We start from the raw sequence: 22,605 nt of genomic DNA on the forward strand, positions 1-22,605 counted from the left end.
AATAGATAAGTGTTTAATCTCAGATGATTATCCTAAAGACTGGACAGTTTTTACGACATTATCAACAGTGAAGCCGAAATATTTAAGTAATTCAGCACCTGGGGCAGACTCACCAAAGGTCGTCATACCCACCACGCCACCGTCAAAACCAATATATTTGTACCAGAAATCAGCGTGTGCGGCTTCAATTGCGACACGTTTAGTCACTGCTTTTGGTAATACGGACTCTCTGTATGCAGCATCTTGCTTATCAAACTCAGTCGTAGAAGGCATAGAAACAACCCGTACTTTTTGACCTAGTTTAGTGAGTTCAGCGGCTGAATCCATGGCTAATTGCACTTCTGAACCAGTGGCAATTAAGATGACATCAGCAGTGCCTTGGCAATCAGACAGTACATAACCACCTTTAGCTACGTTCGCTAATTGCTCAGCGGTACGCGCTTGAGCTTTAAGGCCTTGACGGCTAAAGATGAGAGATGTTGGAGCATTGCGACGTTCAATTGCAATTTTCCAAGATACAGCCGTTTCTGCTGCATCACATGGACGCCATACGGCCATATTAGGTGTTAAACGTAAGTTAGCTAATTGCTCAACTGGTTGATGAGTAGGGCCATCTTCGCCTTGACCAATAGAATCATGGGTATAAACGAAAATATTTTGAATACCCATTAATGCAGACATACGTACTGCATTACGCGCATATTCCATAAACATCATGAAAGTCGCACCATAGTTAATAAAACCACCATGTAGTGATGCACCATTCATAATGCCGCTCATACCGAATTCACGCACACCGTAATAGATGTAGTTACCGGCTGGATCATCTTGAATACCTTTAGAACCAGACCAAAGGGTTAAGTTAGAACCCGCTAAGTCGGCACTGCCACCAAGTAATTCAGGCAACATAGCACCAAATACACCAATGGCATTTTGCGATGCTTTACGACTAGCAATATTGTCGGCTTTGTCTTGGCTTTCTTGGATAAACGCTTGTGCTTTAGTTTCGAAATCAGCAGGCAATTCACCTTTTAATACCCGGCGATCATATTCTGCAGCTAGCTCAGGGTAAGCGGCTTGATAAGCAGCGAAATGTTCATCCCATAACGACTCATTGCTGGCACCCTTTTGCTTTGCATCCCAACCAGCATAAACCTCTGATGGAATTTCAAAAGGAGCATATGGCCAGTTTAAGAATTCACGAGCGGCTGCAATTTCAGCATCGCCTAATGGTGCACCATGACAATCATGACTACCTGATTTATTAGGTGAGCCAAAACCAATAATTGTTTTACAACAAATCATTGATGGCTTATCTGTAACCGATCTCGCTTCTTCAATTGCAGCACGGATAGCCTCTGGATTATGGCCATCGACACCAGCAATAACATGCCAACCGTACGCTTCAAAACGCTTAGGTGTGTCATCAGTGAACCAGCCTTCAACATTACCATCGATTGAAATACCGTTGTCATCCCAGAATGCCACTAACTTGCCAAGACCTAACGTTCCGGCTAATGAACAGGCTTCATGAGAAATACCTTCCATTAAACAACCATCACCCAAGAAACAATATGTAAAATGATCGACAATGTCGTGTCCCGGACGGTTAAATTGAGCCGCTAAGGTTTTTTCTGCAATAGCCATACCCACAGCGTTACTGATACCAGCGCCTAAAGGGCCGGTAGTCGTTTCAATGCCTGGAGTGTAACCATATTCAGGATGTCCTGGAGTTTTTGAATGCAATTGGCGGAATTGCTTTAGCTCTTCCATAGGTAATGCATAACCAGATAAATGCAGTAAAGAATATATAAGCATAGAGCCATGACCGTTTGATAACACAAAACGATCGCGATCGACCCACTTAGGATTAGTTGGATTGTGCTTTAGAAAATCATTCCATAGCACTTCGGCGATATCAGCCATGCCCATCGGGGCACCGGGATGGCCAGAATTGGCTTTTTGAATCGCATCCATACTTAGGGCGCGAATGGCATTAGCGAGTACTTTACGAGATGACATGCTCTCTCCTGCTTGTTTTTATGATCTAGCTGGCAATTGTGAAGCCATATTTTCCCCTACAAGGCGATATGACGCAAATTAAAATTACTCTCATTACACATTTTAATGATCAACTAACTGGATTTTGCTCATATAGAAGTACAAAAAGCTAAATTATTTCATTATACAAACTGATCAGATATCCATAATCAATACTCACTATACGAGTAACTATTTATTGACAACAACAGTCAAAAAAACCTCAATAGTAATAAAACATCGTCTTTCATTACTGGTGAAAACCGAATAACTCACACTGATATTGTTCAACTCTTAGCAGCAGAGTGATTAAATACAATAGTTAAACCCCAAAAATAACATTTTGAATCATAGATTTAATTAGCCTTCCTACTAAACATTGTTTTTGTGAATAAAAAATATTCATGCATTAGTGCACAATTCTCGAGATAAATTCGTATAGGGGGGTGTTATCAAAATCAAATTCGACTAAAATAGCCGTCTAGACGTATATTCAATTGCAACCAACGAGATTCCCCTATTATGGCAAAGCACTTGTTTACCTCTGAGTCTGTCTCAGAAGGTCATCCAGATAAAATAGCCGATCAGATTTCTGATGCGGTATTAGACGCGATACTTGAGCAAGATCCAAAAGCTCGTGTTGCGTGCGAAACGTATGTTAAAACCGGTATGGTATTAGTAGGTGGTGAAGTTACCACTTCTGCTTGGGTAGATATTGAAGAAATTACCCGCAAAACGGTACGCGAAATTGGCTACACCAATTCAGATATGGGTTTTGATGCAGATTCATGTGCAGTACTAAATGCCATTGGCAAACAGTCTCCAGATATTAATCAAGGTGTTGATCGTGCCGATCCTGCTGAGCAAGGCGCTGGCGATCAAGGCTTAATGTTCGGTTATGCAAGCAATGAAACTGATGTATTAATGCCTGCACCTATTACTTACGCCCATAAATTAGTTAAGCGTCAGTCTGAAGTGCGCAAAAACGGTACACTACCGTGGTTACGTCCAGATGCGAAAAGCCAAGTCACTTTTGCCTACGATAACGGCAAAATCATTGGCATTGATGCAATTGTATTATCAACTCAACATCGTGAAGACATTAAACAAGCTGATTTGATTGAAGCCGTAATGGAAACCATCATTAAGCCTGTGTTACCTGAACAATGGTTAAATAAAGACACTAAATACTTTATTAACCCTACAGGGCGTTTTGTTATTGGCGGACCCGTTGGTGACTGTGGACTAACAGGACGTAAAATTATCGTTGACACATATGGTGGCATGGCGCGTCATGGTGGTGGTGCTTTCTCTGGTAAAGACCCATCAAAAGTTGACCGTAGTGCTGCTTATGCTGCACGTTATGTGGCTAAAAATATTGTTGCTGCGGGTCTTGCTGATCGTTGCGAGTTACAAGTGTCTTATGCGATTGGTGTTGCAGAACCAACCTCTATCAGTATCGAAACTTTCGGTACTGGTAAGGTGTCTCAAGAAGTGTTAATTAAATTGGTTCGTCAACACTTTGAACTACGTCCATATGGCTTAACAGCAATGTTAGATTTAGCACGTCCAATCTATCAACAGACTGCTGCTTATGGCCACTTTGGTCGAGATATCTTCCCTTGGGAAGCAACAGATAAAGCTGAAATCCTTCGTGCAGACGCTGGATTATAATAAGCTAACTGTCTATGTCGTTTTAACCTAGAATTTGTAAACTAAGTTAATAGCATAGAAAAATAAAACCGCCATTAGGCGGTTTTATTTTTTCTGTTTTGTAGCAATAACAACATATAACATTAATAACATCATTATTTGATTTTAAAATGGCTCACATTATGTATCAACCAACTTGGCTAAACACAAAGATAACTGGAAATCAGCAACCTTCTGTTGCCATTAGAGAATGGTCCGCAATCAAATTATTCTACCGTCAACATATGCCTTATGCTCGATTGGCCCAAAAAGAATCTGTTGCTGTCATCCATCATGTTCAACCAACACTCACGAATGACACAGAATTGAGCCAGCAAATAATCATTGCCGCAATAAGAGTTAAACCTGTAGGCCAATATCAATTAATAAGTGGATTGTTAGTCCATCCTGACTATCGTGGCCAGCAAGTATCAACTCAACTATTAAAATTTATCGCACCAAAATTAATCGTTAAAGATTGTTTCTTATTTGCCCATCCGTGGTTAATAAGTTTATATCAACAACAGCAATTTATAGTAAGAGAGCCAAGTGAATTATCCACATTGCCAGCAGAAATAACTCAATTATATCACCGGTATCACAGTGAACAGCGACCATTAATATTGATGCAACTTAGTGAGCTAAATGACATCAATGGGCTTAAGTCAGAATAAGTCCAATTCAAATAAACCTAATTCAGTCTAATCTTAAATCAACTTAAACTTACATCAAGACAGCACTTGTAAGTCAATTAGCAGTGATCGAAATGGGCCGTTTCAATACACATAAACGACACTTGCTGCATGGTCATAATCGGCACATCTTTAACAATGATTGAGGCCGTGTTAATCAGCTCTATTTGGGAAGCCAATGTTATTGCAGCATTATAATCATTGGTTATGCCACAAAATATCCACATCTCTTTCCAACGAACAAAATACCCAGAATGTTGCACTTGAGAATTAACCGCATCTTGAAAGTGCGCTTCAATACATTGATACGGTTCCCCAGCATCAGACAGTACTGCAGCAATTAACTTCACGTTGTCAAACGCCGAAAGTCTTAAGCTTAGGTATGGTGCAAAAAGTGTTTCAAAATCAATGTTCGTCATATTATTAATAAGTAACCATGTTGATGTAAACTCATTTTAACTGCTTAGCCTATGTTGCTAATCAAGCAATATTACTCGTCGCAAGTAAGTAATAATCACGTTGCTCAAAGCTAAATTGATCAATCTCTGTCATTGCCGCTTTTTGTTTATGCGCAGCCAATGAACGAGCGTTGTCGGCGGCGACATAGGTCACCATAAATGGAAAAGTATCACGTACTTGCCGTTTTAATTCACTCACTAACGCCGCGAAAATACCTTGACCACGCTTCGACTCTTGAATCCAAACGGGGCCATATTGACAAGAGTTAGTTGTTGATATTGCTTGACCATTTAAATCGGCAAACTTAATTTTTTGAATAATATGGCGGTATAAAGGTTGTGCGGAAAAAAATGACCATTTTGCAGCCATCACATAACCAACAATATGCCCTTGTTCTTCTGCGACAAGAAACCAATGTTGATTAATTAACTGAATAACCTCACCTTTTCTCAGCGAATGAGCATGTAGTTGGCTATTAGAGTCTAACAACTCATCATCAACATGAGCACGCTCTAACTGCACTATGGCAGCAACATCGGTTAATAACGCCTTACGGATAATAAATGACAATGATTATTCCTTTGACTCTGAATTGGGAGATTGATTCTTAGCCCATTCTATCACTAGCGCAACAGGTAACGGAGACATAATTAATGTGCCCACACCAATAAGTAAAGCGATAACCAACATGCCGCTGACTTGTTGAGCAAGATCACTTTGCCAGTATAGTCCTACGCCCAGCAACAACATGATTACCCCAACAAAATGCAATACTTTGACTATTTTGATCATTTGAGACTCTTTAATAGGTTAAATAATGTTAATTCATCCAAAACATTACATTTATTTACTCTTTTATTACTGTTCAAGTAGTAGAATAACCGCAATGTTTTCGTTTTTGGACCCCTCTCAGCATGATAAAGCATATTCTCGGCGCCACTGTAATATTTTTAGGCCTTAGTGCTTGCCAAAGCCAACCACAAGTTGTCTCTAATGAACAATTAATGGGTCGTTGGCATGTAGACGTTGTCCTCGATACTCCAACCATTAATAATAGCCCAGCAAATTTAGTGTTTGCCCCAAATGGTCAGCTAACAGGTAATAATAGTTGTAATCAATTTTCTGGTCATTACGCTCAGCAAGGTAACTTACTGCAACTGGCTCCGTCAGATTCAACCATGAAAGCTTGTGTCGATAGCTTAATGACTCAAGAAGCTGATCTGATGAAGGCGATATCATTAGTGCAGCAAATTGATTTTTCAAAAGGAAAACTCAATTTATTATCAAAAAAGGGTGATACGTTATTGGTACTAACAAAGCAATCGTTACCCTTATCTTAAATCCATCGTTTAAATAAATCATCGGATTGGCTATAAGTGTCAGCTTAAATTTCCACTATAAAAATGAATTTTTATTCAACTATTTTGATTCTTTCTTGACTTAATAAGTCAATCTATTCAAAATGTGCTAGTTTTTTGAATAATAACTATAAGTTGAATTATCACTATGCCAGCGACAAGAAATCAGGATGAGCTCGTGCGAACTTTTAAAGCGATTCTCAAAGAGGAACGTTTTGGAAGCCAAAGCGAGATTGTTATTGCGCTTCAAGCCGAAGGATTCGGTAATATTAATCAATCTAAAGTATCTCGCATGCTCAGCAAGTTTGGTGCTGTGCGAACTCGAAATGCTAAGCAAGAAATGGTGTATTGTCTTCCTGCCGAGCTAGGAGTCCCTACTGCAGGTAGCCCCGTTAAAAACTTAGTACTGGATGTTGATCATAATCAAGCCATGATAGTGGTCAGAACCAGCCCTGGTGCAGCGCAGTTAATTGCACGTTTGCTTGATTCAATAGGCAAGCCTGAAGGGATATTAGGTACTATTGCAGGCGATGATACTATTTTCATTTGCCCTGCAAGTATAAAAACTATCGATGATACATTAGAAACAGTTAGATCTTTATTCAATTATAGTGAATAAAAAACCATTCCAATAAAAAAGCAATGCCATGGCATTGCTTTTTTATTATCTAAAATTAGCGTTTAGGCATCATCGAATTGAATTAAAAAATCCAGCGATGGCACAAAGAATGATGACCCAGTCAATGCTTTAGTAAACAACATTAAATGGTCATGATTTCCATCGCTATCGCCATGTACCATACTCCGAAGCATTTTTTCAAAATGTTCAGGGGTGCGGCAGACAGAAATAAATACCAACCCTTGTTCTCTCGTTGAACCATAAGGCATACTTTGACGTAAAATCTCTAATGAGTTTCCTTGCGGATCCTTTAAATTGACTCGTTTAGTATGACTGGTTAACGGCTTATCTTCTGATTCGTACTCAATATCATCAGCTTTGGTACGGCCATATATATCTTCTTGTTTTTTTACAGGTAAACGATGCCATTTACTTAAGTTATGCAGATATTTTTGTACATGAACATAACTACCTGAAACAAACTTTTCGTCTTCATCACCGACAAGTGCAACCTGTTGACGATGGCGTCCTTTAGGGTTTTCTGTACCATCAACAAAACCCATTAAATCACGGCTGTCCATAAATCGAAAACCGCGCTCTTCATCTACTAATTCAACCAAATCTTCAAACATCTGGTTAATTTCATTGGCAACAAGATGCAAAATATCATAACGATCACAACGGATATGAACAAACAAATCATATTCCATTGCAGGTGCATCACGATTACCTTCATTCATAGCAGGAAAAGGTTTTAATAATGCAGGACGAGCGTCTGGATAAAAGGTATCCCAAAAATTAGCCCCAATACCCACAAAGCCATTAAATGCACTGTCGGTATATTGATCTGTGAGTTCGTAAATGTATTGTGCCACATTAGCAATAGATGGACGTAATTGCTCTTCAACACCATCGTTGGCATTAAACATCAAATACACACTGTGTAAATTCCCTTCTGCGCAAATCCCTAACTGTTCACGAGGCATAACTTGGTTACCCATATTTACTTATCCACCTTAATACTTTCTGTCGGCCTAAATGGTGATAACTTAATACTGGATGCTATTAAAAAACGAATAGCACCTCTGATCAATTTCATTAATCAGTAGCTTATCTTAATCAAATGTAAATTTCTTTAAGTGTATTCACATTTAGCTTATTTGTAAGTCACATTTTACTTAAATAAGTTTAGATAAGAGATTGATCATCAGTCACATTCATCAAATAGAGATTAAATGATACAGACTGTTGAGCGTTAATTAAAAATCACCAGAGGATGCGCGGCAATAACAACATTCACCCGTTGACCAGGCATTAATATTGTTGATTGACTGTTTATATCCAAAACATCATCGCCAATTTGAACTTGATAATGACATACAGTGCCAAGAAAATGCCTTTGGACAATACAACCATTACCCTCGATATTGGAATGTAATTCAATTTGCTGTGGTCGCAGTAATAAATGTCCTTGGCTACCAATAGGCAGAGACAACACTTCTGTACTGTTTAGGTATCCTAAAGAATACTGTACTTGATAATTGGAAGTGACCGTAATCGGTAAATAATTTCCCGAACCTAAAAAGTCGGCTACATAGCGATCTGTCGGCGCAGAGTATAGGGTTTCGGCTTTACCATGCTGTATAATGGCGCCTTTTTTAAACAAAGCCAGTTTATCGGCAAACACAAATGCTTCGTCTTTACTGTGGGTAACAAACACCGCACTCACATTACGTTGCTTCAATATGGCACGAATTTCCAACATCATATCGTTACGAACTTGTGCATCAATATTAGAAAAAGGCTCGTCGAGTAATAATAATTTCGGTTGATAAGCTAATGCACGCGCAATCGATACTCGCTGTTGTTGCCCGCCAGATAATTCATGAGGATAACGAGATGACAATCCCGTTAATTTAACCAGCTCAAGCATTTCTTCTAATCGAGTTAACCGCTCCGCACGATTGAGTTCGTTAACGCCAAATAATATATTTTCAGCCACAGTTAAATGGGGAAATAGAGCATAGTCTTGAAAAATCATGCCTACACCACGCTGCTCACTCGCAACGAACACACCATCACCACTCAAAACTTGACCATTGATCCTAATACAACCTTCACTAATGGCTTGTAAGCCTGCTATCGCACGCAATAGCGTTGTTTTACCACAACCACTAGGACCCAATAGTGCAACGATTTCACCCTGTTCTAATATAAGATTTAAATGGCGCAATACAACTTGGCCTTGATAATCACTGCAGACATTTTCAATAGTTAACGTTGACATAATTAGCCTTGTTGCTCTAATGAGCGATTTAGATAAATCAGGGGAACAAGCCCAACCAACACAATCACAATAGCGGCCAATGCGCCATGTTCAAGCCTTTCATCTGATACAAACTGAAAAACATAAGTGGCTAAGTTTTCAAATCCTATGGGACGCAATAATAATGCAGCGGGTAATTCTTTCATACTTTCGATAAATACCAACAATGCGCCAGCAAAAATCCCCTTACGCAATAAAGGTAAATGCACTCGCCATAATAGTTGATTAGGTGTTCGCCCTAGCGTAATACAAGCCATGTCTAAAGAAGGCGAAATACGTTTATAACTGTTTTCTAAACTGCCAATGGATATGGCAATAAATCGGACACAAAAAGCAAAAATCAGCGCAAACACGCTTCCTGTTAATAATAAACCAGGCCCTCGAACGCCAAACCAGTCGTAAACATCGTTAATCGCAAAATCGATAAAGGTCAGTGGCACCAAAACGCCAATAGCTAAAACAGTGCCCGGTAAAGCGTAACCTGTACAACTTAATCTAGACGGAAGATGGTCACTTTTACGTGGACTAACCCGGCGAACAAACATCAATATCAGTGAGAGAACCACGCACACAGCACTGACAATTGCGGCAATGTATAAACTATTTAGGCTATATTGCCAAAATCGTACATCCCAACTTTCATTGAAATAATCGATAGCATATCCACACAACACAATGAAAGGTAATAAAAAGGCTGTAAACAACAACACAGCACAATAGCCTAATGCGACCCAAGCCGTTTTTGGTGATAACACATATCTATCGGCTTCATTAAGAGAAGATTGTTTTTGAAATAATTGTTGTTTACGACGGGCAAAACGTTCAACCCCAATCATAGAAAAGACCACTAGCAGCATAATTGCCGAAAGCTTTGCCGCCGCAGTTAAACTGCCATACCCGAGCCAAGTATCATACACAGCAGTAGTTAATGTCGGTACAGCGAAATAGCTTACAGTGGCAAAGTCTGCTGCGGTTTCCATTGCCACGAGTGCAACACCGACAGCTAACGCGGGTCTGGCCATTGGTAATGCTAGGCGCCAAAAACTTCGCCACGGGCTACAACCCATAACACGAGATGCATATAACAAACTGGAAGACTGCTCCATAAAAGCGGTTCTAGCTAATAAATAGATATAAGGAAATAACACTAACGACAATATTATCGCTGCACCACCAAGACTCCGTATCGAAGGGAAATAATAATCATGAGGAGATTGCCATTCAAACCAAGCTCTTAATGTACGTTGCACTGGTCCTGCATAATCCAACATATCGGTATAAACATAGGCAACAATATAGGCTGGCATAGCTAATGGGAGAAGTAATAACCATTGAAAATAACGACGAAATGGAAAATCACAGCGAGCAACCAACCAAGCCGCTGGCGTCGCTATCACTAAAGTTCCCAGTCCTACCAGTAACATCAGTAATAAACTATTAGCGATGTATGTCGGCAGTACTGTATTAAACAAATGGCTAAATACAGCTTGATCAGGAAGAGTGGCTTGCACAATTAAGGCAACCAGTGGCAATGTTAAAATCGCCGCAATAAAATAACCAGCAAGCGACCAGCTTCTGGTTAAGCCTAAAATCATAAAAAATACCGAGTTAATTCAGCGCACTAAATGAATAATATAATAGTGCGCTAGTAATATTTAAACCAACTTGAGTGAGCGTTCGAGGTTTAGTTAAAGGTCGAACTTCGTTTCATCAAGCAACTTAACAGCGGCTTGATGATATTCAGCCAACTTATAAATAGGTAAACTGTCTGCTTTAAATTCGCCCCATGAAGCAACTAATTCAGACGGTGCAACATCAGCTTTAATCGGATATTCCATATTGACTTCAGCGTACATTTTTTGCGCCACATCCGAAGTGAGAAACTCCATTAACTTAATGGCATTGCCTTTATGCGGTGCATATTTTGCTAATGCCATACCTGAAACATTAACATGAGCACCACGATTTTGCTGATTTGGGAAATTAATTTCAACAGCTTCTGCCCAACTTTTTTGGTTTTTATCCATCAGCATTTTGCCAAAGTAGTAGCTATTACCAATGGCAACATCACACATACCTTCTTTAACAGCTAACACTTGATCACGATCGTTACCTTGTGGCTTACGCGCTAGATTGGCTTTAACGCCTTCTAACCATGCTTTGGTTTTCGCTTCACCATCATGGGCAATCATCGACGCCACTAATGCGATATTGTAAGGGTGTTTACCGCTGCGAGTACAAATCTTGCCTTTGTATTCTGGTGAGGCTAAATCTTCATAATCAATATCAATTTTACCGCTGCGTTCTTTAGAAGAATACACATTACGTACCCGCATTGTCAGCGCATACCAATCATCGTGTTGTGAACGATATTGGGCTGGAATATTGTCGTCGATGACGCTACTTTCAACTGGAGATACAAGATCTTTATCAACCAACTCCATTAAACGGGAGAAGTCAGATGTCAGTACTACATCAGCAGGAGATAAGCGACCTTCACGCACCATACGTTCTGCGATACCGTCTTTAGCAAATACCACATTAACGTCGACACCACTCTGTGCAGTAAACTTCTCTAAAATTGGCTCAATAAGAAAAGCCTGACGATAAGAATAAACCGTTAATGCATCAGCAGCATAGACTGAAGAAGTCACACTCGCTAAACCTAAAAATGCGACACTTTTTAACAATTTCATTAATTAACGCTCCCTAATTAAAACAATTTAGTCAACAAAACCCAATTGATATTGATAATGGTTATCAATTGCAACAGGATAAGTGATCAAATCAAAAGGAGCAAGTGTTGTTTCTATATCACGCTGGATATCAGCTAGGTTAAAAATGACACAAATATATTATCCGTCATAGTGACAGATGAGAAGAATAGCGATTAAATTAATATTAATTAATATGTTACCAGTATTTTTCTACTGTAATTTGCCCTGGAGCCCGTCGAAGGTTTTTAGCCAATCCTTTATCAATCAAGGCCGTTTGAGCATCTGTGATCATTCCTGGATTACCACAAATCATCATCTGAGAGTGCTCAGCATTAATTTCTAACCCGGCCTTTTGCTCAATAAGCCCACTGCTAATGCCATCAGGAATACGACACGATAAACCATCGGGATAATCTTCTCGGGTGACAATCGGAATAAACACGAACTGTTGAGGATATTTCTTAACAAATTGCTTTATTGTCTCTAAATAGGCTAAATCTTCTGCTAGCCTTACACCATAAACAAGTACGACTTTTTCAAAGCGCTGCCAAGGTTCATCTGTCGCTAACATTGAGATAAAAGGACCAACTGCGGTACCCGTTGCCAAAAACCATAAGTGCTTACCTTGTAATGCACCGTGAGGTACTTCCTCTAAGGTCATAAAACCTGCCGCTTTCGATGACACTTCGATATTGTCGCCAGGCTTTAATGCTTTGAGATCTGGTGATAACTGTCCATCTTCTACTGCCACAGCAAGTACTTCTACATAATCCGTACTGGGTGGATTAACAAGCGAATAGGCGCGGGCAACACGTTTATCATCACGCATTTGACTAAGTTTAATAAACTGACCAGCGATAAAAGGTTCGATATCGGCTTTGATGCGCAACGAGAATAATTTATCATTCCAATCAATACGTTCAATCACCTTTCCCGTTGTCCACATAATCACAGTCCTTATCAATGAAAGCCAATCTTCATCATAAGAGACTAAGTGGCTTGAGTCACGCTTTGTGATTCATCTTTAGTTGAATGGTCTTGCTTGAATTGTGCTAATCCGTCCTGTATTAGCTCATACGTTTTATCTACATTTGCGGCTATATCACCCTCTAATACTTTTAAACCAGACAATATGTCACTGGCTTCTTTAAAGCCTTGACCAATAGCGTCGCCAATTTTTACCACAAAACTGTCTACTTGCTCATCGAGCCCCATAGATTGGTTTTGCTGTTGATGCATTGAGAAAAACTTTGTTGCAAAGCTCAAAATACGATCCGCAGTTGCCTCTGGCGAATAATCTACACCGCTATCAATGCTTTTTTGGACTGAGTCTTCCCCCAACGTTGGTGCAAGTTCTTCATTAATGGCTTCAATAGCGGCGCGATAAAGTAATGCCATAGACTTGTTACCTGCGGCAATACTCACTTCTTCTTGAGCAGCAAGAATCGTGTTGTTCATCATTTGACGACTGAGTTGATTGGCAGAAACCTTGGTTGATGAATTTACCGCTGAGTTGTTATTTTCAGCCGCTTGATTTGACGACGTCGAAATGCCGACTGAAACATCTTTACTGTCCCTTGTGTTGCTCGTCGCTATTGAAGTGGTATTTTTAATGTCCATAATAATATCTCATTTGGAATGACCGATAGCTTAATTATCGACCAACAAATGAATATCTGTAGTCACAAATGACAAATAAACAATTTAAATGATCACAGCTAAGAAATTACAGCTTTACTGTAGTGTGTGACAATCGTTTGATAGCAAGACCAAAATTTTAACGATATAGTGATTCTCTATTTGATATAGAGAACATTACTAGCAAATAGGATTGATCAGTCATTATCATTAGTACTAAATCATTAATATCGAATTCTATTTAAGGACAATATTATGCCGCAACAACATTGGTTTATGTGGGGAATGGATATTTTTTCGGGTCTTTTTTTAGTGTTATTTTGGTTATTACTCATCGCGGTAATTTACATGTTTATTGCTGATAAACTACAAACCAAACAAGCCATTCGCCACAACTACCCTGTTATCGGTCGTTTTAGATATCTATTCGAAAAACAAGGTGAATTTTTTAGACAATACTTTTTTGCTCAAGACAGGGAAGAGCTACCTTTCAATCGCGCTGAACGCAGTTGGGTTTATCGTGCAGCAAAAAATGTTGACCGTACTATCGCGTTTGGTTCAACTCAAGTATTGGATAAACCGGGTGCTGTAATGTTCATGAACTCAGCATTTCCTGTCAGCGACCATGAAAAACATAACACCACAGCGGTAACCATTGGACCAAACTGCCAACAGCCATACACTACCGATAAAATTTGCCACATTTCAGCAATGAGTTTTGGGGCCTTATCTCGCCCAGCGGTGACAGCATTATCTCATGGTGCGGCAAAAGCAGGTTGTTGGCTCAATACTGGCGAAGGTGGATTAAGTCCTTATCACCTTAAAGGTCATTGTGATTTAGTCTTTCAGATAGGTACTGCTAAATACGGTGTCCGTAACGAGCAAGGCCATTTAGATCCGCAAAAGCTCAGCGACATGGCGGCGCATCCAGAAGTCAAAATGTTTGAAATTAAGTTAAGCCAAGGTGCGAAACCCGGTAAAGGCGGTATTTTACCCGCCATCAAAGTCACCGAAGAAATTGCAGCCATTCGCGGGATCCCTGTCGGACAAGACTCAATTAGCCCTAATGGCCATATTGAACTACACAATGTTGCTGACATCGTCGATATGATAAATCAAGTAAGAGATATCACCGGAAAACCAACAGGCATTAAGGCTGTATTGGGTGATATGTCTTGGGTAACTGATTTCCTGGATGAAATTGAACGTCGCGGCATTGAGCATGCACCGGACTTTTTTACACTAGACAGTTCTGATGGTGGTACCGGCGCTGCACCACAAGCCCTAATGGACAATGTAGGATTACCATTAAGACAAAGCTTACCACTACTGGTTGACTTATTGAATGAACGCGGCTTTAAGCAACGCATTAAAATTATCGCCACAGGTAAAATGATCATGCCATCATATGTCGCATGGGCTTTGGCCACTGGTGCTGACTTTATCGCTTCAGCTCGTGGAAATATGTTTGCTTTAGGCTGTATTCAATCTTTGCAATGCAATAAAGATACTTGCCCAACGGGAATCACAACTCACAATACACGGCTACAATACGGTTTAGATCCTAAAGATAAATCAGCACGAGTCGCAAACTACAATCACTTTTTGCATTACGATTTAAACATGATCGCACATTCATGCGGCGTTACAGATCCAAGATATTTAACTCGCCACCATGCTCGTATAGTCGAATCATCTGGTGTAGCAGTAACCTTAGATAAGCATTATCGCCACATGCAATAAAAAAACGGACGAACGTTCAATAAAAAATTAGAGCGGGTCATTAGATTGCCGAAAATTAATATAAGGTGTAGAATATAGTTGATATGGATCACATTAAAAGGCCTTAGTGTGATTTTGAATAGGCGCCAATCCAGAGGATTTCGTGTTGAATATAAAAACCGCTGCCGTAAACATAAATACGCAAAGCTTAAGTTTAAGTTGCAAAAACTGTAATCGAATGACAGAAATCGAAGGCGAATTAGTGTGTTTTGAACAAGGCAAAATTAAGCGTTTAACACTGGATCCTTCTCCAGCTGCACTGATCAAAATGGTGTGTATTGCTTGGCAGAAAAAATAATCTATCTTAACTAGCAATAGTATCCATCATTTAAGTATCCACTCATTATATCCCAATCAACTCCCTCATTTTTGAAATGGTAAATAAACCTAATATCAGCGATGAATAACTTATTATCATGAATTAATAAGGGTTTGATGACATCAATTCATCTGCATCTTTATGAGTATAAATCGGCATACCTGCATAAATTGATTGGATAGACAGAGTTGGACTAGAAAAGTGTGTCTTGTGCGTCATCATTTCGTTTAATAATGCTCTTATCAAGCTCGCTGCTGATTGCCTTAGCTAAAGTAACACCTCGAGTTGTTACTCTTAAACCTGCACACAAATCGTTATATACGATTTTAATTGCATCATCAGACATATTACGTGTTTTTAGCATGGCCATAATAGCATGCCAATCAGTAGTCACTTGATGTCGGGTGCCTTCTAGCGCCGCAATTAACGAAATATTATGCACAAGTTACCTCCTGACACGATTTAGTCCCTTCATAAGATCCAATTAGTTGATAAATAGAGCTATCTCATAAAAATAACCCGCAAGCACAACTATAGATTAACTGCGTTGATCATCATCGTCAAAAAATTTGTTCGTAATAAATGTAACAAGACAGTTTCTATACAATTTAGCAGTATAAGCAGTTCAATTAACAAGCTCTTTTACTATAATCGAGATAGACTATTCCTACTTAACATGTTGGTGTTAACAGCCTGTATTATAACTACGCAACCTTATGGTCAAGTGATAGCTAATGATAAATACCAACAACCGTATGGTACGCAACAGCATCCCAAGATTCACTTGTCGAATTATAAATTATAGTTACTCACTAAGCCTTTTTTCATTTTGAATATGCCAAAGCCGGGCATAAAGACCTTGTTGAGCTAACAAACTACTATGTGTACCATGCTCGACAATCTTACCTTTACTCAATACTACTATTTGGTCAGCATCAATAATGGTCGATAAACGATGAGCAACAACTAAGCTTGTAAGCCCTTTAGCTGCATCCCGTAATGCGTTTAAAATCGCTTGCTCAGAACGTGAGTCTAACGACGATGTTGCTTCATCAAATACTAAAATAGGTGCCCCTTTTAATACCGCTCGAGCGATAGCAACACGTTGTTTTTCACCACCAGAAAGTTTTAATCCCCGCTCACCCACTTTGGTATTACCTTTATCAGGTAAAGACTCAATAAAATCACTCAAATGCGCTAATTTAGCTGCAGCAAAAACCTCTTCTTCAGTGGCTTCTGGACGACCATATCGAATATTTTCATAAATGGAATTGTTAAATAACACGGTATCTTGTGGCACTATAGCGATAGCTCTTCGCAAGGCCTGCTGACTAAAGTCACGAACATCAATACCATCAATAGTGATAGCTCCATGGTCAACATCATAAAAGCGAAATAGCAACTTAATAATAGTTGATTTACCTGCACCACTGTCACCTACAACAGCAATTTTTTTCCCTGCTGGCACTTCAAAATTAACACTATTTAGAATAATTCGTTGATCATATTGAAAGCTTACATCTGTGAATTTTATCGCTCCAATAGTTGGGCTTTTCTCAATTGCACCAACTTGGTCTAACACTTGAGGTTGTTTGCCTAAAATATCAAACATACGCTCAATATTGGCTAATGCACCACGGATCTCTCGATACACAAAACCTAAAAAATTAAGTGGCATAAACAACTGCATCATAAATGCATTAATTAATACGAAGTCACCAATCGTCATTGAACCTTGACTCACTTCATATGCTGCAAGAGCCATCATCGCGGTCATAGCCACAGCAATAATGACTGCTTGGCCACCATTTAGCGCAAATAATGATAAGCGATTTTTTCGTTTCGCAACTTCCCATTGTTCTAGAGCTTCGTCATATCGTTGTGATTCAAATTGTTCATTATTAAAATACTTTACAGTTTCATAATTTAATAGACTATCAACGGATCGCGTATTCGCCAGCGAATCCGCTCTGGCTGCATCACGTACATAACCCGTACGCCACTCCGTCGCGATAATAGAATAACCAATATATGCTATAACAGAAAATAACGTAATTAACGCAAAAATCACCCCATAGTTATAAAAGAAAATACCAATAACTAAAGCGATTTCCAGTAATGTCGGCACTATATTAAACACCATGAAGCGCATTAAAAAACTCACGCCACTAGTACCTCGTTCAATATCTCTAGATAAACCGCCAGTACGGCGATCTAAATGAAAATCAAGATCGAGTCGATGTAAATGTTCAAAAACAGCCCGCCCAAGGCGACGAATAGCACGCTCAGTAACCCTACCAAATAAGGTATCACGTACTTCACCAATAATGACATTCAACAAACGCACCGCCCCATAGGCCAATACTAATCCTATGGGGACAGCAACAAGCTGTGTAGCAGATTGTTTATCAAGAGAATCAACCAAATCTTTTAAGATAAATGGAAGTCCTACACTGGCAATTTTAGCAATAATCAAACAAACCATTGCCAAAAACACACGTCCTTTAAACTCTAATAAATATGGCCATAGTAATCGCAATACATGCCAATTTAGTTTCCCTACCGGGCCTTCAAAATACGCAGAAGGTCTCATCTATACTCCAATTAATTACCGCCGTTATAGGCAGTCTATGACGCTCTAACTTTAATTGTCTTATTATACGCCATTTCCTTATCAGACTTATGTCACATTACTATTGAATAAATACAAACTGATTTTAATCATAGTGTATGGGGTAGACGCCAGAAAACAGCACTTTAGACTTACAATTTACGAAAGTGTAGTAAACTAAAATACTACTGTTTGAGTTTTTTTTGTTATTTTTACTTTATTAATCTAAATAGAGTTATTTCTATAAGCATAATTTGATATTCTTTGAATGCAGAGAATCGCCGCTTGATGAGAAACAAACAACGATTTACTAGTTTGAAGGATGTTTTATGTTAGATAGCTCGAAAGCTCAATACCCACCATTACAATTAATACAAACATGGGTATGGATGATGATTGAATCAAATAATCCTGAACTGCAAGATAAAGGTCGAGATAACCTGATATCGGCCTTTGGTAGTTTAGCCAAAGCCAATGAATATCTATTTGAATATGCAAAAAAATAAGACGCAAATTGCGCCTTATTTTTTAAATATTACCAAGCAAGTACTATACTTTACGACGGTCGACTACACTTTGATTTAGTGTTGCTAAAAGAGACTCTGTGTCATCCCAGCCTATACAAGCATCGGTGACACTCTGTCCATAACACAACGCACTATTTTCAATTAAATCTTGGCGTCCTTCGACTAAATGACTTTCTACCATGACGCCAAATATAGCCTGATTACCTTGAGCTATTTGACCGGCAACATCATCAGCAACCATCATCTGCTTTTTATAATCTTTACTGCTATTAGCATGACTAAAATCAATCATAATATTATCAGTCAAGCCCGATTCAGTAAGCTGCTTAGTGATATCAGCTACATGTTCAGCACTATAATTGGGTGCCCGTCCGCCACGCAAAATAATATGGCAATCAGGATTCCCTTTAGTCGATACAATTGCCGAATGACCAAACTTAGTCACCGATAAAAAGTGATGTGGCGCATTAGCAGCGCCGATAGCATCAATGGCTACTTTAATCGTGCCGTCGGTACCATTTTTAAAGCCTACCGGACATGAAAGTCCTGATGATAACTCTCTATGCACTTGCGACTCGGTAGTACGAGCGCCAATAGCTCCCCAACACATCATATCGGCGACATATTGAGGTGTGATCATATCTAAAAATTCACCAGCAGTGGGTATTCCAGAATCATTCAAATCGACTAACAATTTTCGAGCAGTACGCAAACCGTCATTGAGTTGATAACTATTGTCCATATATGGGTCATTAATTAGACCTTTCCAGCCCACAGTTGTTCTTGGCTTCTCAAAATACACCCGCATCACAATTTCAAGCTGGTCTTTATACTGCTCACGCAGCTTAACCAAGCGTTGACCATATTCTAAGGCTGCTACAGGATCGTGGATAGAACAAGGACCAATTACCACCAATAAACGATCATCTTCGCGCGCTAATATATTATGAATACTATTACGTGCATTGAAAACTGTTGTAGATGCACTCTCGGTTGCCGGAAATCGTTCTAGAATCGCAATCGGTGGAAGTAATTGTTTTATTTCATCGATACGAATATCGTCATTTTGGTAATGCATAGTAGTTGTAACTCCAGCCAAAACGTTTTATTTACCTTATTCAGAAAAGATAAATTCAGATAATACAATTCATTAAAAAAATGATTAAAAACATCGAGAAAATGAACATCAACTATCAATTTAACCAGTATTTACCTACAAATCAATCAAGAATTATTCATCTGTGCCGATAACAAAGACTATAGAGATATTAGTTCAAAGTGGTTAATAGCAAGCAATTGAGGACGAAACTATAGGCCTTCAATACAAAATGATTGTTAAATGAATCTAGTTATTAGCAGGAGATTGATTTTACAAGTAAAACATTATTAGGAAAGTAATGTGCTTTGCTTAAAACAACAAAAATGATTAAAACGCAATACAAGGACGATGTTCCACTTTATATGTAGCAGATAATTCAGAGGAGGAAACCATTGAAAAACAGCATCAAAAGTTTACTCATTGCATTCAGCTCTTTAATTGGTGTTTGTCCATCTGCGTTAGCTAATCCCATTATTCCCATCAAAGATACACACGAATTAATCGATTTACACGCGCAGAATGACAATAAAACATTAGTATCGACCATTAATAGCATTAGCTTTTCAACCAGTAATAGCATTGCACCTTACTTCTTTTCCGATACAAACACTGGTGTACAATACGACCTATTGAAAGCTGCGCTTAACACTCAAAGTATTGAAATAAAAGAAATTATACATGCGCCCAATTTACGTTCTCAACGTCTAGTAAAAACAAAAAAAATAGATTGTATGATCAATACTCCTGATAATGTTGAAGGATTATTTTATACACAAAGCTTGATTGAATATCAAAATAGTTTGTTCTATTTATCAAGAAATAACCTCGAGATAGAACAAATTGATGATCTTAATGGTTTGTCTATTTTAGGGTTTCAGAACTCAAAACAATACTTAGGCGATGAGTTTAAAATCTTAGAAGATGCTAATCCGCTTTATAGTGAAATATCAAATCAGAAAAGCCAAGTAGTGATGTTATTTAATGGTTATGTACAAGTAATCGTTTTAGAAAGACGAATATTTGAATATTATCGCCATTTGCTCAGACAAAAATTAGACACCAGTATCCGCGTAACCGAAGCCGCACTTTTTGACCCCGCAGAGCGAAAAATTGCCTGTCATGATCAAATAATAGCTAATCAAGTTAATAGTGCCATTACGGCACTTAAACAATCATATCGCTATCAAGAAATACTTGATCTAGCTAAACAAAATAATTATCAACCTCAGATGGATTAATTCCGTCTCATTGCTTGTAATTTACTTTGATAGCGTTGTTTGTTGCTAGTATCACTTAATGCCAATGCGCGTTTAAGGCTTTTCTCTGCAAGTCGTTCATCACCCGTTGCCCAATAAGCTCTCGACAAGCCAAAATAGAATTCATGGCGATAATCGGCTTTCGCAACAGCTCGTTTATACCATATAAGTGCATTTTGATATTGGCTATCAAAATAGGCTTGTTGCGCCATATCAAAATAATAAAAAGGATTATTAATTCGAGCAAGTTCAAGTACTTTATGAATCTCGGCCCACTCAACTAAACGGTCTTGCTCGCCTAAAATGAGAGCTAAATTATATAACGTTGATAGGTCTTGCGAATTAACTTGTAAGGCTGCTCGATAAACTTGTTCGGCTTCATCATCAAAGCCTTTATGACGATAGATCACCGCGAGGGTATTGATGGCAGCAACAAGCTGCGGATCTAAGATTATGGACTTTTTTACCAACGCATATGCGGTGTCATAATCGGCTCGGACTAAGGCTTCTGCTGCAACGTTGTTGTAATACATGGCACTTAATTGGCGCTTATTAACTCGTTTTTTTCGGTAGGCCCGTACTGAACGTTCGGGCAAAAAGTCAATTAAAACCTCCGTTCCCCTGAACAATACAGTATGAGAATCTTCTGGCGGCAATAAGCTTAAATTAACGTGTCCGTTAACTAAATAAAAACCACCGCGGCGATCCCAAAAAGGTTCAACATCAATATCATACAATTCAACAGGTACATTTAGCACATCAGCTAATGAAGCCGATAAGACCACCAGAGACATACAATTTCCTTGACGATCCAGCACTGTTTCACTCGCTGTACGAGTATAATGATCGCGATATTCAAAACCACCATCTTGGGCACCAACATATTGGGCTAACCATTCATTAGCTAAGGTATTTTTGCTGCGGATGGAATTATCAGACTGAAACTGACGCTTAAAATTCGCTACAAAGGAGTCGGGTAAACGATAAATATCGTTAATACAGGTACAAAATAATCATCATAAAAAAGTGAATTAACGTTAACATTTTTGGACTGAGATGGGCTTGACTGGCAAGCGCAAAGGAAGCACATTAAACTCAATAGAATGAAGAAACAAACATTAGGTTTATGTCTATTATCGCTAAGACTTAATGTCTCACAGGAGCGCTTTAATGGGTGACAAAGCAGCATAATTCAACCCTCAGATAGGAATAAGCTATCTAAAAGCTTAGTCAATAGCCTATCTTTCAGCCAATAAACTTAGATAAAAAAATAAGCTTTCATTAGGGTCTGTTGATCTTTGCAGGTTAAATTTTGTTCGAGATAAAAACGTTTTAATCGAGGCGAGCGGATTGCTGCCTAGCAATCTAAACACCACTCGCTTAGCAAAGAATCGCTCAACAAAGAGTAAAACGTTTTTAGCCGAACCCTTCGGGCAGCGTTTGTTGGTCATTTTTACTGCGTTATCGACT

21 protein-coding genes and 1 pseudogene are annotated in these 22,605 nt (G+C 38.9%); 8 read left to right on the plus strand and 14 right to left on the minus strand.

The annotated features are described in order from the left end of the window. Positions 1 to 27: 27 nt before the first annotated feature. Entirely contained in the window at positions 28 to 2,022 is a 1,995-nt protein-coding gene (gene tkt, locus FH971_RS16670) for a transketolase (protein WP_140235080.1), read from the minus strand. 540 nt (positions 2,023 to 2,562) lie between these two features. Between tkt and metK the strand changes: the two genes are divergently transcribed. Together metK and FH971_RS16680 are read left to right on the plus strand one after the other, a co-directional pair. Next, positions 2,563 to 3,714: a methionine adenosyltransferase gene (gene metK / locus FH971_RS16675; RefSeq protein ID WP_137225657.1), complete on the plus strand. Its 1,152-nt coding sequence runs from the start codon at positions 2,563 to 2,565 to the stop codon at positions 3,712 to 3,714. A gap of 161 nt (positions 3,715 to 3,875) precedes the next feature. Next, entirely contained in the window at positions 3,876 to 4,406 is a 531-nt protein-coding gene (locus FH971_RS16680) for a GNAT family N-acetyltransferase (protein WP_167496047.1), read from the plus strand. A 77-nt stretch (positions 4,407 to 4,483) separates the two neighbouring features. Here FH971_RS16680 and FH971_RS16685 read toward each other — a convergent pair whose 3' ends face one another. The 3 genes from FH971_RS16685 to FH971_RS16695 all read right to left on the minus strand — a co-directional run bounded on the left by FH971_RS16685 (position 4,484) and on the right by FH971_RS16695 (position 5,675). Continuing rightward, positions 4,484 to 4,843, minus strand: coding sequence for a hypothetical protein (locus FH971_RS16685; RefSeq protein ID WP_140235082.1), 360 nt, complete (start codon positions 4,841 to 4,843; stop codon positions 4,484 to 4,486). A gap of 61 nt (positions 4,844 to 4,904) precedes the next feature. Beyond that, complete coding sequence (locus FH971_RS16690) at positions 4,905 to 5,453, minus strand: GNAT family N-acetyltransferase (RefSeq protein WP_137225651.1); 549 nt, start codon at positions 5,451 to 5,453, stop codon at positions 4,905 to 4,907. Between the two features lie 3 nt (positions 5,454 to 5,456). Then, a complete protein-coding gene (locus FH971_RS16695) occupies positions 5,457 to 5,675 on the minus strand; it encodes a hypothetical protein (RefSeq protein WP_137225649.1) in 219 nt (72 codons plus the stop codon). A 122-nt stretch (positions 5,676 to 5,797) separates the two neighbouring features. Here FH971_RS16695 and FH971_RS16700 point away from each other — a divergent pair, with 122 nt between their 5' ends. Further along, positions 5,798 to 6,223, plus strand: a complete 426-nt coding sequence (locus FH971_RS16700; RefSeq protein WP_137225647.1) for an META domain-containing protein — start codon at positions 5,798 to 5,800, stop codon at positions 6,221 to 6,223. A 166-nt stretch (positions 6,224 to 6,389) separates the two neighbouring features. Next, complete coding sequence (gene argR, locus FH971_RS16705; RefSeq protein ID WP_101034246.1) at positions 6,390 to 6,860, plus strand: transcriptional regulator ArgR; 471 nt, start codon at positions 6,390 to 6,392, stop codon at positions 6,858 to 6,860. Between the two features lie 62 nt (positions 6,861 to 6,922). Here argR and FH971_RS16710 read toward each other — a convergent pair whose 3' ends face one another. From FH971_RS16710 to FH971_RS16735, 6 genes are all read right to left on the minus strand, one after another. Beyond that, positions 6,923 to 7,861, minus strand: coding sequence for a Dyp-type peroxidase (locus tag FH971_RS16710; protein WP_137225645.1), 939 nt, complete (start codon positions 7,859 to 7,861; stop codon positions 6,923 to 6,925). Positions 7,862 to 8,115: 254 nt separating this feature from the next. Next, complete coding sequence (locus FH971_RS16715; protein ID WP_140235083.1) at positions 8,116 to 9,147, minus strand: ABC transporter ATP-binding protein; 1,032 nt, start codon at positions 9,145 to 9,147, stop codon at positions 8,116 to 8,118. A gap of 2 nt (positions 9,148 to 9,149) precedes the next feature. Continuing rightward, entirely contained in the window at positions 9,150 to 10,781 is a 1,632-nt protein-coding gene (locus FH971_RS16720; RefSeq protein WP_140235084.1) for an ABC transporter permease, read from the minus strand. Positions 10,782 to 10,874: 93 nt separating this feature from the next. Beyond that, positions 10,875 to 11,882, minus strand: a complete 1,008-nt coding sequence (locus tag FH971_RS16725; protein WP_140235085.1) for an extracellular solute-binding protein — start codon at positions 11,880 to 11,882, stop codon at positions 10,875 to 10,877. A 217-nt stretch (positions 11,883 to 12,099) separates the two neighbouring features. Further along, positions 12,100 to 12,849, minus strand: coding sequence for a ferredoxin--NADP reductase (locus tag FH971_RS16730; RefSeq protein WP_140235086.1), 750 nt, complete (start codon positions 12,847 to 12,849; stop codon positions 12,100 to 12,102). A gap of 44 nt (positions 12,850 to 12,893) precedes the next feature. Beyond that, on the minus strand, positions 12,894 to 13,523 hold the full coding sequence (locus tag FH971_RS16735; protein ID WP_140235087.1) for a DUF5610 domain-containing protein: 630 nt from the start codon (positions 13,521 to 13,523) through the stop codon (positions 12,894 to 12,896). Positions 13,524 to 13,796: 273 nt separating this feature from the next. Between FH971_RS16735 and FH971_RS16740 the strand changes: the two genes are divergently transcribed. Together FH971_RS16740 and FH971_RS16745 are read left to right on the plus strand one after the other, a co-directional pair. After that, positions 13,797 to 15,284 (plus strand): FMN-binding glutamate synthase family protein, encoded by a 1,488-nt coding sequence (locus tag FH971_RS16740; RefSeq protein ID WP_140235088.1) that lies wholly within the window; start codon positions 13,797 to 13,799, stop codon positions 15,282 to 15,284. Positions 15,285 to 15,426: 142 nt separating this feature from the next. Then, the gene (locus FH971_RS16745) at positions 15,427 to 15,621 is read left to right on the plus strand and encodes a hypothetical protein (protein ID WP_420853436.1); all 195 of its coding nucleotides are present in this window, start codon (positions 15,427 to 15,429) and stop codon (positions 15,619 to 15,621) included. Positions 15,622 to 15,835: 214 nt separating this feature from the next. Here FH971_RS16745 and FH971_RS16750 read toward each other — a convergent pair whose 3' ends face one another. Together FH971_RS16750 and FH971_RS16755 are read right to left on the minus strand one after the other, a co-directional pair. Beyond that, a complete protein-coding gene (locus FH971_RS16750; protein ID WP_175405873.1) occupies positions 15,836 to 16,084 on the minus strand; it encodes a hypothetical protein in 249 nt (82 codons plus the stop codon). Positions 16,085 to 16,447: 363 nt separating this feature from the next. Next, the gene (locus FH971_RS16755) at positions 16,448 to 18,235 is read right to left on the minus strand and encodes an ABCB family ABC transporter ATP-binding protein/permease (RefSeq protein ID WP_137225629.1); all 1,788 of its coding nucleotides are present in this window, start codon (positions 18,233 to 18,235) and stop codon (positions 16,448 to 16,450) included. A gap of 347 nt (positions 18,236 to 18,582) precedes the next feature. On the opposite strand from FH971_RS16755, the gene FH971_RS16760 reads away from it, so the two are divergent. Continuing rightward, positions 18,583 to 18,759, plus strand: coding sequence for a hypothetical protein (locus FH971_RS16760; protein ID WP_137225627.1), 177 nt, complete (start codon positions 18,583 to 18,585; stop codon positions 18,757 to 18,759). 43 nt (positions 18,760 to 18,802) lie between these two features. On the opposite strand, the gene aroG is transcribed toward FH971_RS16760, so the two are convergent. After that, positions 18,803 to 19,858: a 3-deoxy-7-phosphoheptulonate synthase AroG gene (aroG, locus tag FH971_RS16765; RefSeq protein WP_137225625.1), complete on the minus strand. Its 1,056-nt coding sequence runs from the start codon at positions 19,856 to 19,858 to the stop codon at positions 18,803 to 18,805. Positions 19,859 to 20,271: 413 nt separating this feature from the next. Between aroG and FH971_RS16770 the strand changes: the two genes are divergently transcribed. After that, on the plus strand, positions 20,272 to 21,117 hold the full coding sequence (locus FH971_RS16770; protein ID WP_240778377.1) for a substrate-binding periplasmic protein: 846 nt from the start codon (positions 20,272 to 20,274) through the stop codon (positions 21,115 to 21,117). Here FH971_RS16770 and FH971_RS16775 read toward each other — a convergent pair. Continuing rightward, positions 21,114 to 22,225 (minus strand): annotated as a pseudogene (locus tag FH971_RS16775) (tetratricopeptide repeat protein). The gene FH971_RS16770 and the pseudogene FH971_RS16775 sit on opposite strands and share 4 nt — an antisense overlap. Positions 22,226 to 22,605 lie beyond the last annotated feature (380 nt).

It is taken from the genome of Shewanella polaris (assembly GCF_006385555.1).
Classification (GTDB): domain Bacteria; phylum Pseudomonadota; class Gammaproteobacteria; order Enterobacterales; family Shewanellaceae; genus Shewanella; species Shewanella polaris.

What these genes read in the sequence shown, in the direction of transcription:
- tkt (WP_140235080.1), bottom strand. Translation starts at nt 2,022, where the DNA reads ATGTCATCTCGTAAAGTACTCGCTAATGCCATTCGCGCCCTAAGTATG.
- metK (WP_137225657.1), top strand. Translation starts at nt 2,563, where the DNA reads ATGGCAAAGCACTTGTTTACCTCTGAGTCTGTCTCAGAAGGTCATCCA.
- FH971_RS16680 (WP_167496047.1), top strand. Translation starts at nt 3,876, where the DNA reads ATGTATCAACCAACTTGGCTAAACACAAAGATAACTGGAAATCAGCAA.
- FH971_RS16685 (WP_140235082.1), bottom strand. Translation starts at nt 4,843, where the DNA reads ATGACGAACATTGATTTTGAAACACTTTTTGCACCATACCTAAGCTTA.
- FH971_RS16695 (WP_137225649.1), bottom strand. Translation starts at nt 5,675, where the DNA reads ATGATCAAAATAGTCAAAGTATTGCATTTTGTTGGGGTAATCATGTTG.
- FH971_RS16700 (WP_137225647.1), top strand. Translation starts at nt 5,798, where the DNA reads ATGATAAAGCATATTCTCGGCGCCACTGTAATATTTTTAGGCCTTAGT.
- argR (WP_101034246.1), top strand. Translation starts at nt 6,390, where the DNA reads ATGCCAGCGACAAGAAATCAGGATGAGCTCGTGCGAACTTTTAAAGCG.
- FH971_RS16710 (WP_137225645.1), bottom strand. Translation starts at nt 7,861, where the DNA reads ATGGGTAACCAAGTTATGCCTCGTGAACAGTTAGGGATTTGCGCAGAA.
- FH971_RS16715 (WP_140235083.1), bottom strand. Translation starts at nt 9,147, where the DNA reads ATGTCAACGTTAACTATTGAAAATGTCTGCAGTGATTATCAAGGCCAA.
- FH971_RS16720 (WP_140235084.1), bottom strand. Translation starts at nt 10,781, where the DNA reads ATGATTTTAGGCTTAACCAGAAGCTGGTCGCTTGCTGGTTATTTTATT.
- FH971_RS16725 (WP_140235085.1), bottom strand. Translation starts at nt 11,882, where the DNA reads ATGAAATTGTTAAAAAGTGTCGCATTTTTAGGTTTAGCGAGTGTGACT.
- FH971_RS16730 (WP_140235086.1), bottom strand. Translation starts at nt 12,849, where the DNA reads ATGTGGACAACGGGAAAGGTGATTGAACGTATTGATTGGAATGATAAA.
- FH971_RS16735 (WP_140235087.1), bottom strand. Translation starts at nt 13,523, where the DNA reads ATGGACATTAAAAATACCACTTCAATAGCGACGAGCAACACAAGGGAC.
- FH971_RS16740 (WP_140235088.1), top strand. Translation starts at nt 13,797, where the DNA reads ATGCCGCAACAACATTGGTTTATGTGGGGAATGGATATTTTTTCGGGT.
- FH971_RS16755 (WP_137225629.1), bottom strand. Translation starts at nt 18,235, where the DNA reads ATGAGACCTTCTGCGTATTTTGAAGGCCCGGTAGGGAAACTAAATTGG.
- FH971_RS16760 (WP_137225627.1), top strand. Translation starts at nt 18,583, where the DNA reads ATGTTAGATAGCTCGAAAGCTCAATACCCACCATTACAATTAATACAA.
- aroG (WP_137225625.1), bottom strand. Translation starts at nt 19,858, where the DNA reads ATGCATTACCAAAATGACGATATTCGTATCGATGAAATAAAACAATTA.